This window comes from Ruficoccus sp. ZRK36 (genome assembly GCF_019603315.1).
Classification (GTDB): domain Bacteria; phylum Verrucomicrobiota; class Verrucomicrobiia; order Opitutales; family Cerasicoccaceae; genus Ruficoccus.
In genome coordinates, this window is record NZ_CP080649.1 from 2,466,571 (window position 1) to 2,480,854 (window position 14,284).

Annotated in this window: 12 protein-coding genes; 4 read left to right on the forward strand and 8 right to left on the reverse strand. The window is 45.3% G+C overall.

Annotated features, from left to right (window positions below):
* The first annotated feature begins 6 nt into the window (after positions 1–6).
* Together K0V07_RS10895 and K0V07_RS10900 are read left to right on the forward strand one after the other, a co-directional pair.
* Complete coding sequence (locus tag K0V07_RS10895; protein WP_220621417.1) at positions 7–555, forward strand: hypothetical protein; 549 nt, start codon at positions 7–9, stop codon at positions 553–555.
* A 1-nt stretch (position 556) separates the two neighbouring features.
* Positions 557–1,402: a hypothetical protein gene (locus K0V07_RS10900; RefSeq protein WP_220621418.1), complete on the forward strand. Its 846-nt coding sequence runs from the start codon at positions 557–559 to the stop codon at positions 1,400–1,402.
* A gap of 182 nt (positions 1,403–1,584) precedes the next feature.
* Here the strand turns inward: K0V07_RS10900 and K0V07_RS10905 are convergent, their stop codons facing one another.
* The 4 genes from K0V07_RS10905 to K0V07_RS10920 form a co-directional block, all read right to left on the reverse strand.
* The gene (locus tag K0V07_RS10905) at positions 1,585–3,798 is read right to left on the reverse strand and encodes an AAA family ATPase (RefSeq protein WP_220621419.1); all 2,214 of its coding nucleotides are present in this window, start codon (positions 3,796–3,798) and stop codon (positions 1,585–1,587) included.
* Between the two features lie 27 nt (positions 3,799–3,825).
* Positions 3,826–5,445 (reverse strand): DUF2130 domain-containing protein, encoded by a 1,620-nt coding sequence (locus tag K0V07_RS10910; protein WP_220621420.1) that lies wholly within the window; start codon positions 5,443–5,445, stop codon positions 3,826–3,828.
* A gap of 187 nt (positions 5,446–5,632) precedes the next feature.
* A complete protein-coding gene (locus K0V07_RS10915) occupies positions 5,633–6,919 on the reverse strand; it encodes a relaxase/mobilization nuclease domain-containing protein (RefSeq protein WP_220621421.1) in 1,287 nt (428 codons plus the stop codon).
* A complete protein-coding gene (locus K0V07_RS10920; protein WP_220621422.1) occupies positions 6,916–7,533 on the reverse strand; it encodes a MobC family plasmid mobilization relaxosome protein in 618 nt (205 codons plus the stop codon). The genes K0V07_RS10915 and K0V07_RS10920 overlap by 4 nt, the downstream gene beginning before the upstream one ends.
* Positions 7,534–7,569: 36 nt before the next feature.
* Between K0V07_RS10920 and K0V07_RS10925 the strand changes: the two genes are divergently transcribed.
* Together K0V07_RS10925 and K0V07_RS10930 are read left to right on the forward strand one after the other, a co-directional pair.
* Positions 7,570–8,496, forward strand: a complete 927-nt coding sequence (locus tag K0V07_RS10925) for a hypothetical protein (protein ID WP_220621423.1) — start codon at positions 7,570–7,572, stop codon at positions 8,494–8,496.
* Between the two features lie 87 nt (positions 8,497–8,583).
* Positions 8,584–9,672: a hypothetical protein gene (locus K0V07_RS10930; RefSeq protein ID WP_220621424.1), complete on the forward strand. Its 1,089-nt coding sequence runs from the start codon at positions 8,584–8,586 to the stop codon at positions 9,670–9,672.
* Positions 9,673–10,251: 579 nt separating this feature from the next.
* Here K0V07_RS10930 and K0V07_RS10940 read toward each other — a convergent pair.
* From K0V07_RS10940 to K0V07_RS10955, 4 genes are all read right to left on the reverse strand, one after another.
* Complete coding sequence (locus K0V07_RS10940; protein WP_220621426.1) at positions 10,252–11,232, reverse strand: restriction endonuclease; 981 nt, start codon at positions 11,230–11,232, stop codon at positions 10,252–10,254.
* 220 nt (positions 11,233–11,452) lie between these two features.
* On the reverse strand, positions 11,453–12,745 hold the full coding sequence (gene tcmP, locus K0V07_RS10945; protein ID WP_220621427.1) for a three-Cys-motif partner protein TcmP: 1,293 nt from the start codon (positions 12,743–12,745) through the stop codon (positions 11,453–11,455).
* Between the two features lie 25 nt (positions 12,746–12,770).
* Positions 12,771–13,592 carry a phage Gp37/Gp68 family protein gene (locus K0V07_RS10950; protein ID WP_220621428.1) on the reverse strand — a complete coding sequence of 274 codons (822 nt, stop codon included), beginning with the start codon at positions 13,590–13,592 and terminating at the stop codon, positions 12,771–12,773.
* Positions 13,593–13,808: 216 nt separating this feature from the next.
* Positions 13,809–14,264, reverse strand: coding sequence for a hypothetical protein (locus tag K0V07_RS10955; protein ID WP_220621429.1), 456 nt, complete (start codon positions 14,262–14,264; stop codon positions 13,809–13,811).
* Positions 14,265–14,284 lie beyond the last annotated feature (20 nt).

Consider the following 14,284-nt stretch of genomic DNA (forward strand, 5'->3'; position numbering starts at 1 on the left):
AAAACCATGAGAGCAGCAAAGAAAATCGCTCAAAACTCAAATCTAACTATCAGCTACGTCGATTGGATTCGTCGGGATATTCACGTCCCTCGGGTCAAGATGGTCCGCCCTAGCCGTGGAAACTGGGCTGGGAATGCCCTCCATGAGGCGCTGCAATTTGACCGTGATGATCGAGGGTTATCACCGATGGTTAAGGCCTTTAAGAGCCACGTTGGTCGTATTGCGCATGAGCACCGATCTAACTGGGAAGTCTATGTGCCGGGAGTCTTCACCGGGCGCATGGACTGGGACCTTTTCACGCCTAAGGCAATACAGGTGATGGAATTTAAATGGATGACGGATTCCCTTCCGTCAAAGCCTCGAGATGTGGATGTTAGACAAGTCGCTATGTACGGGTATGCGCTTAGTCAGGCATTTCCCGAGCATAGTCTTTGGCTAAAAATCGTTTATTTTTTTGGTGGCAATAGAAGCTCACGCCCACGCATACGCATCTTCAATTTCAAGTATCAAAACCAACTCACTGGCATCGCTCGTCGCCTGCTGGAAAGAAACTAACATGGACGTGGGAAAAGTAGAAAACTGGAAGTTCGTTCGTGGTTTCGAAGCAGCTCGACAGGAGGGTTTCAATGATCATGAACTCCTGTTACTTAGGTTGCGCCTGGGACGAGAATGCGACAACGAGATTCGCCGTCGGGTTAGTTACGTCGAGCACGACATCCGCCAATACATACACTGGGAGGGATCGATCGAGTGTATGATCTGCCCCAAGCGCCCCGACATCCGGCCCTCGGAAGCCTATTTTGTTCTTCCGGTAAGAGATGGTGAAGGTGAAGCATATTCAGCCCTCATCCTTCCTCCTGCCCCTAAGCGCTGGGCACTGACCATGTGGTCATACGACAGTGAATTTGTCAGTAATCTTACACATCAGGACCACAGAATAAGCGCGGATTGGCTCGACATGATGGTTGAAGAGTTTGGCGTGCGCGATGAGCAAATTCCAGCTTGGGCAAGCCCTCATATTGGCGCGAGCGTGCTCGATATAAGGGCGCATGCGCGATTCCGCAGAGAGCTAGCGGTTGCTCGTGAACAAGAAGCACGTTTCCGTCTTCATAAGCATTTACCGTGGCTCCGGTCTCGTGGACTGGATGGAAACGTCTCAGCCCAGAGGCGTATTGTGATCCCAGCTTCTCAATTGGATTACGATCCCGACGAGTCTATCTACATTTTCGAGATTCGACTCCAGAGCATCAATACGAGCTATTGTCTGATTTCGTTTCCGAATAAAGATAAGCCAGTTTTCGTGATGGAACCCTATGCGGGTGCGAAGGAATGGCACCTCTCCGAACCACTCGAGAACCAGTTTTACGAGTTGGTCTCAATGATTCTGCTTCAGGTCGATTGAGCGCAGAGCATGAACCTAGAGCTGTTGCCTATGCCCGTTTGACTTAGCGAATGGTCGGGCAATATGAGCGTGGCGAAAATATATATTCTTCACGGTTTGTCTTGTTTCCACCCGTAGACTCTACATCAAACATGTCACGCTAGAGGCGTGGCAATTGGTCGATTCATGATGTTAACGAACTGTTAGTTGCGGTTCAAATTTTTATAGTGTGTAGGCGCAACCGTTTGGATCATCTCGATCAAATGTTGTGCATTATTTCTGGTTTCGTCCACCAGTGACGGGTCGAGGCCCTTTCCCGTGGGATGCGAGAAGTCGTTCGCATACTTGTTTAATGCAGTCTTTTTGATTGGGTCGAATTGTATACTCTGAAGTTTTTGATGATTTTTTTCTGCCGTTGGGCACATAAACTCAAGAAATTGCTCAAGCAGCTTTCGGATGATGTTTGGCATTGGGTAAGCATTTTCAATTGTTCCATCGCATGTATAGTCTCTAACCTGCTTAAAGAGAAATACATACTCACTGCCGTTCTCGGTTAGGGCTTTATCCATGGACTCTATCCAAGACTTCCTAGCATCTCCCGTCGTGGCTTTTGCTTTGAGCATGAAATATTCACGATTTTTCTTCGCGTACGGGTGATGTTTTATCCAGTTGAGCAATAGCTTCAAAAAATCAAAATTGTGGGTAAGCAAAAAAACCTGTTTTGAGTCTTTGACAGCTTCCTTCAGGAAGGCAAAAGCCTGATACGTCGAACTGGCATCCAGGCTTGAAATTGGATCATCGACAACAACGATGCCCGTAGTTTTATCGAAATCTTGGTCTTCGAGCTGGACGGAGAAATAGACAAATGCGATTGCAGTCTTTTCGCCTTCGCTCAATCCCTGTGCAGGGACAGACTTGCGATAAATCCGGTATCCATCTCCCTCGGGATCAAATCTCAATTCTTTACGCCCTAGGAAAATTTCCAGTTTCTTTGTCAAATCTTCCGCTGCTTGCTGAGTATTTGCGATTAGTCCACGTTTCCGTTTAATCTCGGCATCAAGCTCATCGAGAGAAAGTTGCTTAGTTTCTTCATTACCGTCTTGAATAGCCTTCACATCGGCCTTGAGCTGGTCTAGCTCATTATCGTACGCCTCCACATCGGACTGAATCGTGCTCAAATAGTGCTGTTCTATTTGGGAAGAAGCCAATGTCCTAGCCTCTTCAAAACTCTTTGATTTCGTATTATGCGCTCCGATCACTTCGTTTGTTTGGCGTAATGCCTCGGCAACCGGATATGAATCCAATATGATGTTAAATTCTATCACTTCTGTTCGGCTTACCAGCTTTCTCTCAACCAACTTCTTTGCTTTTACTACATATGTTCTTAACTTGGAGAGCTTCTCTTTCACCGCCGCGTAGTAAGTTGCATATTCAAGCTGAAATTCATCAAAAAATTCCAATTTCGATGGCATTGCGAAGCTTTGAAGCGATTGTAGAATTGCATCGTAATTTTCGATTAGTTTCTGAAGATCTTCTTTTAATGACTTGTCTGCATCATTGAAGTGAGCGGCTAGAGCTTTCAGGCGATCTTCTGTCACTACACTGCCGCAAAATTCGCATTGGCTGCCGGATTCATGTAGCTCGATACCGCTTTCAACCCATAGCGAAATTCTAGGGTTTTCTCTCAGCCTTGGGATGACAATGGCTTCCACTGTTTCAATTAATAGCTTGTTGGATGTCTCGGCTAGAGAACTTAAGTCGATCTCAAACGTTCCTAAGTCGAGCTTTGAAATACTATCAAGTTTTTTTTGCTCAGCAATAAGCTTCAAGGTTTCAAGCTCATCGTTGCTGAGCACCTTAAATTCTGTGAGGCTTTTATAAGCCAATTCCGCTTGCGGTTTTCTATATGTTCTTGATGTCAACCCTTGGGTTGCCACACCAATGACCTTGGCAATATCGGTAAACTCTTTGCCTCTAGCTTTTTCCTTAGAATCAATTTGTCCTGTAAGGTCGTTAAGCTTACTTTGGCGCTCCACGTACTCTTTTTCATTTTCTGCAAGTTCGGCCTGTAGGTCTTTTTGATCCTTTCCAATAATGAATATGGGATTTAGCTCACCTTCAATTTCACCAATGTTTGATCGCACATAATCGGCATTAAAAACTCTGATTGGAACTGTCTTAGCATCTGTTTCCTTAAGCGTGCCAGACTCAGCCTCCAGTGAGTATTTTAGGTCTGGAAATGGCTCACAATCTCCAGTCGCAAGATGTCGAAAAAGCCTCGATAGTGTGGTTTTTCCAGAGCCATTTGCGCCATAAAGGATGTTGAATCGCTTAAACTCATTAAGGCTGCTTCCAGACGGCCAACGGTAGCCGTCGAACACACCCATATTACTGACACTTTTAATTTTCTTAATCATTATTGGGGCAGTTAATTTTTAGGAATTCTACTCAGATTCACCAGATTGGCTCTGAGATCTAGCCTCCTCAAATTTATCTTTCATTGTCGGGTTATTCCGGGTCAGCTTTTTTACCGTTACATCTTGTGCTTTGTCGTTTGCAAGGCGTAGCTGGTTTTCTGACTTAACTAGGCTTTCTCGGGTCTTTTGCAGGTGTGAGATAGACTTGTCGATCTCCTCTACTGCCTTTTGGAAGTGAGAGGATGCAAGTTCAAAGTTTCTGCCGAATCTTGACTTAAAGTCTTCCAGGTCAGCCTCGAAGTTCGTTACGTCGATGTTCTGAGCCTTCACCAGCGCTAGTTCATTCTTGTAGCTCAGTGAATTTGTCGCTGCATTCCTAAGAAGTGTAATCATCGGGATGAAGAATTGCGGTCGAATGACATACATTTTTCCATAACGATGAGACACATCGACAATGCCTGTATTGTAGAGTTCACTTTCAGGCTCGAGGAGGGAGACCAGTATGGCGTATTCACAACCTTTTTCGCTCCGGTCTTTGTCCAGTTCCTTAAAAAAATCCTCATTCTTCTTCTTACTCGCCGTAGTGTCATTCTCGTTTTTCATCTCGAACATGATGGAAACGATTTCCGTTTCATTTTCATCCATGTCTTTGAAAACGAAGTCTCCCTTGCTACCGGAGCTGGCATCGTTGTCTTTCTCGAAATACGCCCGTGGAAAGGCTGTTGCACGTATGCGGTTAAACTCGGTCTCGCAATGCTGTTCAAGTGTCTCTCCCAGCATCTTGGTCGAAAGTTTTGCCTTCAAATCTTTGAGACGATCAATGGCTTCATCCCGATCTTTGAGCTGTGTTTCATACTTATCTCTCAGTGCCTTTTCTGCGACCTGTTTTTCGAGGGCTGCCTGATCTAGACTGTGCCTAAGAGTATCGCGTTCTTTTTCTACAACACTCACAGCTTCGGTTATGGCCAGTTTCTGGCTAAGCTCCTTGGCCTGTAACTGAGCCTTTAGCTCTTCGATGTCCTTTTGCTTCTCAATTTCCGCTAATTTCGTTGCGCTTTCTCCATCGATCTTCACTTGCTTAAGTTGATTCTCCAGATCGATTTTCTCTTTTTCTAAACGAGTGACAGCATCTTTTACGGCCAGCTCTTGTGCTGCCTTACCTGCCTCCAATTGTGATGTAAGACCTTGAATAATAGACATTTGCTCTTGTATCTCAGCACGCAGAGCGCTACTTACTTTTTGCTCGGTCAGCTCGACTGCACTAGCTTTGTCTTTCTCGGCTTGCTCCGTAGCCTTTTGAGTATCGAACTTGGCTTGTTTGAGTTGGCTTAGAAGGTCATCTCTCTCTTTTTCAACAGCAGAAACAGCACTACTGATCGCCAACTCTTTCTCCGTCTTTCCTGCATTCAACTGAGCCTTCAAATCGCTAATAGTCGCGTCTTTTTGTTGAGCTTCTGTTTGCAGTTCACGAGCGAGCTTCTCCTTGGCAAGCTCTACTGCACTGTGTTTATCCTTCTCGGCTAGTGCCAGCCTATCGTGTAGCTGTGCGTCGAACTCCTTATTTCTGACTTGTTTGAGAATATCGGCATAGCCAGCCTCGTCGACTTTAAATGCTTTACCGCAATGTGGGCATTTTATCTCGTTCATAAGCTATACATGATTGTATTTTAAGCTTACGATATGAGTCCACTCATTTGTGTCATATATTCATTATTTATATACATATCCTCCAGCTTGTTTATCGGGAGAAGATTGAGCCTAGTCAACATCGCCAGGCATACATCAATCATCGGGATATGTTATCGTGGGAAAAATATGCACCTCAGGCCCAAACTTACAGGGGAATTCCTGGAGTTTTCGGGTGCGAATCAGTTTTTGTATGTGCATCCAATTTTGTCGCTCGAGTTCCCGATACTTGATCCCATGTTTGCTTATTGAGTATGCCTTTAGCTTTACCACGATTTCTCCTCTTGTTGTGCCGAAGTAAATAACCAAACCATCTTCGCCAAGAGAGAAATGGCTGATGCTGTGGTACGGGAGTGTGACAGTTTTTAGTGATTTGTGGTCCTCGAATGCGATCCAACTGTCGTCGGATTCTTTTGAGGATAGATCGCATACCATCGAGGATATCTGCGATACTTGGCTGGTGAGGCTCTCGAGTTGGCTGCGGGTTTGCGCGTTCACAGTGGAGATTGCAGTCTGAATTAAGGTCACGATCTCTGGGTTCATTGATGATTGTTTGTCTTTCATGATCTATATTGTTTGATAGTAGAATTCCAGGAACTGGGGTGGAAATAGTCTCCCCGGCAAAGCGTGATTGTGCTCGTCTGATACGCTTTTGCAGCTGCTGCAAAAAAATAGTCTGATACTGCTCATAACTCTTACGTCGACCAGTATTGGGTGTTACCTGATTTTTCAGGTAGTACAAATCAGCTCCTTCACGATATTTTTCTCCCTTGAGGCGAAGGCGCTTTTCACCCGAGCCAGGCTCCCGTACACCGATGAAATTCCGGCTTGGGGAAACTTCATACCCCTGTTCCTTGAGATAAGAGATTATATCTTCGCGATGCCTTAGTTTCCCCAAATGAATCTGCTCAACGATTAAACGATCCAGCTTTGTGAACAGTTTTTTCTTTTCAGGTGGTAATTTACTAGATGGTACGCTTTCGAGTCGGGTTCGCTGTGGAGCGTGTGGTGAGCTGAATCCGAACTGATAATTGATTACTTCCTGCCAACTATCGAAAAGAATGCCGTCTGCGTAATGGTAATAATGTTGCCAACGTTTGCCACTTGAAAGGTGCGTATGGGCTATGATGCAGTGAAGTTCGGTGCGATCGTGCTCGGAATGTCTCACCCACAGGCGTTCGATGTCGGCAGGATCAGCACCTGCGTAAGCCACTGCTTCGTAGGAGTCGATGATGGCGATCTCCTGTTCCGACGTGATCTTTTCAGAAAACGATAATACAATAGAGGTGTATTTGTTTTTGAACGGACAAGTATGGTAGACTCGGTCCCATATTACCGGACTGCCCCGAAGAACCTTCGCCGCTATTTGTCGAGGCTTCAGTAGATAACCAACAGGATCTCCTGTTGCACCACGTGCAAACACCCGATGGATCATTTTTGCCCCCTATTTATCAAGGCATTTAGTTGTTGGCGAATTGCGTGTAAGTGATCTGCGACAACAATGATTTCAAACGGAGTTCCCACCGCATTGTGCGTATTTATCGCCTTGGCAATTTGGTTTAGATTATTGCCCGACCAGGCGATCTGCCTGATCAGTTCGGGGTCAGATTTTATCGTACCCTGACCTGAGGGGCAAAGAAGGGTTTCTCTGGCCCAGTTCGCCAACGACTGCCCATTGGGTTTGTTTTGGCGAATATGATAATCCTCGTCCTTTGTAACGCGGATTTTTAGCGTCTTCTCTCGCTTTGAGAGAGCTGTTTTTGCTTTCCTCTGGCTACTTGTTTTATTAGCAGCCTCAACAGGGGGAGGTGTCGGAGGAGGGGGCTGGCCCCCGGCCTCAGCCAGTTCGCGAGAGGGTCCGTGTGGCCCTCTCGCGTGTACTGGCTTATTAATTTTTTCGGACCCTAATTTTCCCTGGGGCCGGTTGCTATCTTCGTGGTTTCCTAAGCTGTTAGCAGCGGTGTTTTTTCCATATTCAGAGTTGCCCATAATAATCCTTATGGGGCGTACTTGCGAAATCACCAAAGTTTTTTTCAAAAAACTTTTCATTGTTTTCTCTTACGTTCGGCACATAGGGGGTATATCATGGACGTATATATAAACAAAACTACCAGTGAGTTTCAAAAGCATCCCGAACCCCAACAAAAGTGGACTCCCCCATCCGTAAGCAGTGCTTTTGATGATCTACTCAACGAGGCGAGTCAGATCCATAAATCGCTTCGAATGCTTGACGGGGAACAAGCTACGGAAGATTTGATTCGAGAATGTTCAAAAATTGGTGAACTGCTGGTGCGTTTCATAAATTATTTGGGCGCTCAGGCGTTTATCAGGCACCAGAAACGTTTCGGTTTTGGACTCTCCACTGCCTACAAATATATCCGAATCTACCTGAACCAGGATATCATTCGGCTAAGCGTTGGCTCGGGTACGATTAGCAGAAACCAGCTATATGCCCTCGCGAGTAAACTTTCTAAGGACACGAAAACGGGCGGTAAAACCCGCCTGAATAAAGCAATGTCACCCGAGTCAGTTGTACCTAGTGCAAAACGTGACCTTAATGGGCACAGCCCAGAAAAGGTAGGTGCTGATCGTTCTCAGGGACCCTTGCACCAGTTGCAAACGGAACTGGTGTCTCCAACGGAGGGAATTGTGCCTAGTGCAAAAGGAAAATCGTCTTCGGTGGGGGATGTGAATTCGTCGGCCCTAGTCCCAAATCAGGGCAACATGAGCGAAAAGGGTTCGTTGCAACCGACACAAACTCCACTTCCACCGCCCGCTGATACCGTTGCAACCCCTGCAAAACCAAACTCTACTTATACTAGGCATTATCATAATGGAAATTTTGGTGGGCATAATCTCGCTGACCGACTTCGCAACTTTGAGGTGTGGCTCGAACGGGGGGGAGAATTGCCCAACGGTGTAAAATCGATGCTCAAAAGGATGGAGGTATTAATGGGGCCAGATTTTTATAAATCGAGTCAGAAGCGAATGGCCAAGATCCGACGTCGGTAATCATTTGCCAATTTGCCTGCTCTGAGACCACTTTTTGGTGTTGAGTTTCAGCGTGAAACTCGTTTCCAAAAACGAACAACTCATATCATGACAAAATATAAAGAGTGCCTGAATCAAATCAAAGCATGGGTTAGCAGTGATAACCCATCAAATACTTCACAGTTTTCGAAGCAGATCGGCTACGTGGAGCTAAACAAATATGGCAGCCTGCTGCATGAACTGAAAGCTTTCGCTCCGGCTGACCGCCCTAAAGAAGTTATTCGCTTGTGCGAGAAAGCGGTGAAAAGAGGGGTATCTCGTAAATGCTTTTTAGCGGTGGCAGCACATGTTTTTGAACTCGATCCCCATATATGCCAGTCAATTGATGTTCAAATGCCTCAAGCCGTTTTTACAGAAGACAACATCTGGAGCGAACTTGGAACTTTGGCAAAGCTTGTTAAGGGCGAGGATATTCGTATTTCAGGCTTTGGGAACCTAAGTCAACGGATCGTAAACCTAGCTCGTGAGATTGACCGACGGCGTATGTCGAATGTATTCATGGCGGCGGCGTTAATCTACTACTGCCATCAATTCGATATCGAAAATGGGAATCCCGCCGAAGACCGTTCAGCTAAATTTAATATAGGTAAGCCTGTCTTGGAGGCGTTGCATCTCCCGACATCCAAATCTTCAATTTCAAGATTCTCTGATCGCTTTGAGACCATTGCACGCGCCTTGGTTGTTGAAGAGCCTGTCGGTATATATTCCTCTAATTTTTCTTTATGGTGGAGAAAATTACTTGGGGATATCCAGAGACGTTGCGCACATGGGGCAGATGGCTTCAGTGATGTTGCCGATAAGGTTCGTGGTTTGCCTGGGGGACAAGGACTGATTGAAGCCTCAAAACAAGAGGAGTTCTCGCCTTCAAATAATGACTCTGATTCAGTATTATCTCCAATAGAAGCGAAAGTAGACCAGGAACTTCAATTATATAGCCAGAAGGAAATACCGCAGCAAAAGCGAATGGTTCATCTAAGAATAAAGAAGGCTTATGAGAGCACGCTTTTCCTCAGCAAGATTGCCTCGAATAAAATGGTCAAAGGTATTTCATCCAAAGATGCCAGACAGATGAGCGCCTTGGCTGAAACGCTTAAACTATATATGGAGTCAGAGAACAAAACGCCGCCAAAGCAATAAATACAAGGAGTCAAACAACTCTCCTTCTCGTTGCTGTTTTCTCCGTCTCTATCTGAACAGAATATGACTTTTTTTGATTTTTTACCTTGTGTTCGACTTGGTTCGGCCCAGAAGCCCCTATATAATGGGAGCCCCCGACCAAGAACGAATAGATGAGATAGGCCAAATATTGGCCCGGGGCATCATGGCTATGCATCTGTACAAGAGGGGGGAGGATTCGAAAAGGATTGAAATTGCTAAATCTCACAGGAAAGGGGGAAGCTCTATTGAGCAATTTCTGGCCTCTCACGCTGGTCCGGTGACTTGCTCTGCTGTGGCCGACTATCTTGGTGTTTGTGTTTCGAGCACTCGAAATTTGCTAAATGTGCTGGTTCAGCAAGGGAAGGTTCGGCGGTTGGGTAAGGGGCCAGCGACAAGATATCAGTCCGTGAGGGATTGATGAGTTTGCTTAGGATTGATGCCCATCGACTTTTTCGATAATAGTTGAAATTGTGATGCGGTGCCTGATTCCAACCATTATGAATGGTGCTACGTAGCCATAAAGGCCTCGACCAGCTCAACTGGGCCCTCTACTCTATGTCAAAACGGAACATCATCATCATATTCAGGTCTAGCCGCAGGAAGGGACTTGTCTGGTAGCGGCAAACTATTTGCAATGTAGAGATTCAATATATCTTCACGATCCATAAAAAGTATTTGGCTGCGCTTAGAAGCATCTAATTTTCCTCCGAGCCAGTTTCGGGCCTGTTTGGTAATGTCCCCGCCAGCAACGATGAATGCATGATCAACGAGGACACGCCTACTAGTTTCTGGGTCGAATATCTCATGGCCAAGCATCATTAGCACCTGATTGTAGATCTCTGACACATTTGCATTGCCTGCTTTGCTTACCCCAGATGTATCCAATTTACCCTTTTTGACCTGTATTCCAAAATAAAGAATATGTTGTGTTGGAAGCACATATCGCATCCAGATATCTTTACCATATTCCAGGGCCTTATCCTTGTGCCCAGCTGCCGTTATCCGGTGGTAACCCAATTGCCGTAATAGCGGAAGTAGGACATCTTCAATCAGTTCGTCTTCAGAGCATTGGCTCAAGTAGGCAACTAGCTGATTGCGTTTTTCTATTTCTTTTGGGGTGAATGGACGATGGGGATTTGCTGCCAAGGAAATTGTCTTTGTCCCGATATGGCGGACATAAAGAAGCTCATCATCGCCATAGAATGCCTCATAACCCTCTCGTGAGAGAGGCTTGTTTAACTCCTCTAGCGCCTTCAAGCGATCAGGATCTTCTGGCACGGCATCAGGCTTGAGCATCAACACCCGAAGCACATGAACAAAACGTTCAGGAAGAGAATGAGCGACAGGTTGTGGTTCTTGCAGTAATTCCTCCAAACGCTCAGCTGTCCAATGCCAGCGTGTTGTGCCATCGTGGACAAAGTCCAAGTCACATTCCTCAAAAAACTGAGTGATGTAGCTGCTCGATCGATATGGGAAAAACTCTTGGTCCCCAATAATCAGTTCAGCAATTGCCCGCAGATTCCTACTTTTGAACTTCATTCTGTTCCTGCATGCTTAGCGACCTCATATCTTGCACTACAATAAATATCCGGCTATGGACATGACGTCAAGGTTAGGCAGTCTTGAACCGACTGGCTTAAATCAATCGTTTCATATCGATTCTCTATCTTGTGTCTGATAATCCTCTAGCTCGCAATAGACCAATTACGAAAGGCTCAGACAATGAGGTCCCTGAAATATGCGTAGGACTTTAATTCTGTCAGTCGGATAAACCATTTCGTATAATACCCATTCCCGTTAAGTAAGGACGTCTATTAAGCTTGATAATGTCACCAGGTTCGACGCGTTCACAGCGTTTAATTCCACCATTTGGGCCATTGATATTAATTTCTCCAGCTTTAGCCAAATCAACTAACGCATCCGAAAGAAGACTGGTGTTTGCAATTGTATCGCTAATCCGATCTAAGCAAAGCGTAGAGAATGTCGTCCCTTCTGAGTAGTTTGATACAAACTCCTGTATTAAATCTTTCCCAAGATGTAATCTTGCCTTCGTAATCGTATCGTCAGAAAAATCAAATCCATCAAGATAGCCAGACGGATCGCTATCAGGATTATAAGCAAGCATCCTCAACCCTGTATTACCAAATGCCCTTATATGCGTTTGTTTTCGATGGTACACATCGATCATAGCATTCCTTGCCCGAATATGGGGAGCCAAGTGAACTAACCAATATCCATGGTTACTACCTGTTGTCGGCTCGACATAGAAAGGGCTAAAAAAAGGAGATTTGGATGCTCTTTGGAGGGCAGGCCCAAGCTTTGCTGCAATTACGTAACGATAATCACTTTGGGTCTTTTCTTTCAATTCCAAGAGTTCGTCAATCGGTATTAAGTCACTTAACCCAAGACCATCATAACCTTTACGAAAGTCATCGCCACCATTAATATAGTGGGCTAACCAATCACATGCAAAGTTAAGTATAAACTCACATTTATAATTCAATGATTGAGATATTTGAGCAATCTGAGTGGCATTGACTTGGGCCCATCCACACTGATCTAAAAAGAAAATAACCCGAGAGCCTCCATTCGGATGGCGTGCTTTAGTTTTTTCAACAATATACGTCGATACATTCTCGAACGAATCATGGATCAGATATATCTTTTTTGATAATTCATCGCTCCACTCGGAAGCCTTGATTGTTTGCTTCAAACTATCAAACGCGTATTTGTTCTTTTCTACGAAATAATAATGCGCTTCAATTTTTAATGGCTTAGTTCTTTTTTGCTCTAAGTTAATGAGCGCTTCTGCTTCTTTTACCGCTTTTAATAGCGTAAGAGGAGAGCCATCCTCTCCCTTGCTGTAGCGTCCGCCTCCAGCAAACGCATCAACCAGCGTGATCTTAAAAATTTCTTGTCCCATTGAGCCACGAACAAGAATTTTGAGGTAATCCACTACATAGTCCCGGAGAACCTCTAGCTTCGTTTGACTATGTGGCTCTAAATCAGGGCAACTTCCATCTTTTTTCCATATAAATGCCTTTGTTGCCATGTATGTCTATTCGAGTGAATATCGTTTAAGCGATTTTGGGAAACTCATCCCACGTTCGCTCGTCTAGGTCTCTACCTGCAATTTTTTTGCCTGCGGCAGCCATTCTAAATCCATCGAACATAAGCGTTTCTTTCTGCTCAGATGTTAGCAGTTCAACTGGAGCCCAATGCCCCCACTGCTTAAAATGAAAGGCAACTTTGTATTCTTGGCATTGATCCCTGAGTGACCGGACCCACTGCGGACTCATTGGTCTAGACTTAGCGCCACTTTCACCGCCTGCAATGACCCAGTCTATCTGATTGTGTTTCATCCAATCACTTAAATCAATGTGACCAAGTAAGGGTTCGCAACTTAGAAATTTAATCCTTGCCCCCGATTGAGCGAGAAAAGGTACTCGCTTATCTACCCAATGCTGATTTTCTACAGTTGTTCCCATCCACACGTTGAGAGGCCATGAATTGTCATCCCAAGGGGCCATTGACTTTATATTCTGAGGGCGTTTCGTTAGCATCAGCCAATCTAATTGAGGCGTTTGGGCAATTATATCCCAGAGCCTCTCACGATCTGCTCTCAACTCCGCTTTTCGCTCAAAAACGTCAGCCATGGATGCACAAAAGACACGGTATCGCTTACCTGTTATTTCAGCCTCACGATTCCATTTTAAAGGCTCTTTCCAGTGAGCATCGCTAAAAAAACGTCGAGGAGCTTTAGGACCCCATACCTTACTTCCGACGCGTTTGGCCCAAGCCTCGGCGTAACAATTGTTGCATGCTGGAGACACTTTTATGCAACCCCACCAGGGATTGAAGGTGTGGTGTGTCCATTCGATTTTTGAATCTTTAGCCATGCCTACGCTAAGTGAACATAAGAGCACTCCATTTGCAAGCATACTTTCTATAAATCCACTACCGTGCTTTTTCTTGGTTAAAATGGGGCTCGAAAGCAATCTGGCGCACTAAGAAATACATGCATGAGAACCGAATTTATCCTTTTGGCTTATTGGTGCAGTCGAAAAGAAAACTAGACTCGGAATAGTGTGCGCTTATCTACCATGGCTAACACATCATTCTTGCTCTTGCGGACGGACAGCCTTCTTGGGATTCACCGTGCTACCATCAGCCAATATCAGGCGTATGAAAACAATTTTGGGAGTAAGGGTATCGCTGGCAGGGCTGGTTGCTGATCCTTGCCTTGAGGGGGTATGGTCAATCATGACTGTGAATTCCCGTTCTTCATCGGGTTGCAGAGGAGCGCGAGACTTTGGCAAATTCTCGTTGTCAGCAGTATGGTCATTGCCGCCGATGACCCAGGCCGCTTTATTTCCCACGACTTTGCCGTTGCCATCGACAAGAAATACCCAGACTCGTGCATCTCGTATCCCTTGATCGAAGGTATTCTTGGCCGTCAACTGCACTTGGGATTTATCGAATGTGGATTCGACAGTTCCCAGAGAGACCTCAACATCCGCATGGGCGAGAAAAGGCAGTAAGAGTAAAAAGATAATGAGAATAAATTTCATTTTTGAAACAGCATATGGGA

Excerpts from the sequence above, each read along its gene's own strand:
- K0V07_RS10925 (WP_220621423.1), top strand. The coding sequence starts at position 7,570 with ATGGACGTATATATAAACAAAACTACCAGTGAGTTTCAAAAGCATCCC.
- K0V07_RS10940 (WP_220621426.1), bottom strand. The coding sequence starts at position 11,232 with ATGAAGTTCAAAAGTAGGAATCTGCGGGCAATTGCTGAACTGATTATT.
- K0V07_RS10900 (WP_220621418.1), top strand. The coding sequence starts at position 557 with ATGGACGTGGGAAAAGTAGAAAACTGGAAGTTCGTTCGTGGTTTCGAA.
- K0V07_RS10910 (WP_220621420.1), bottom strand. The coding sequence starts at position 5,445 with ATGAACGAGATAAAATGCCCACATTGCGGTAAAGCATTTAAAGTCGAC.
- K0V07_RS10955 (WP_220621429.1), bottom strand. The coding sequence starts at position 14,264 with ATGAAATTTATTCTCATTATCTTTTTACTCTTACTGCCTTTTCTCGCC.
- tcmP (WP_220621427.1), bottom strand. The coding sequence starts at position 12,745 with ATGGCAACAAAGGCATTTATATGGAAAAAAGATGGAAGTTGCCCTGAT.
- K0V07_RS10915 (WP_220621421.1), bottom strand. The coding sequence starts at position 6,919 with ATGATCCATCGGGTGTTTGCACGTGGTGCAACAGGAGATCCTGTTGGT.
- K0V07_RS10930 (WP_220621424.1), top strand. The coding sequence starts at position 8,584 with ATGACAAAATATAAAGAGTGCCTGAATCAAATCAAAGCATGGGTTAGC.
- K0V07_RS10950 (WP_220621428.1), bottom strand. The coding sequence starts at position 13,592 with ATGGCTAAAGATTCAAAAATCGAATGGACACACCACACCTTCAATCCC.
- K0V07_RS10905 (WP_220621419.1), bottom strand. The coding sequence starts at position 3,798 with ATGATTAAGAAAATTAAAAGTGTCAGTAATATGGGTGTGTTCGACGGC.
- K0V07_RS10895 (WP_220621417.1), top strand. The coding sequence starts at position 7 with ATGAGAGCAGCAAAGAAAATCGCTCAAAACTCAAATCTAACTATCAGC.
- K0V07_RS10920 (WP_220621422.1), bottom strand. The coding sequence starts at position 7,533 with ATGAAAAGTTTTTTGAAAAAAACTTTGGTGATTTCGCAAGTACGCCCC.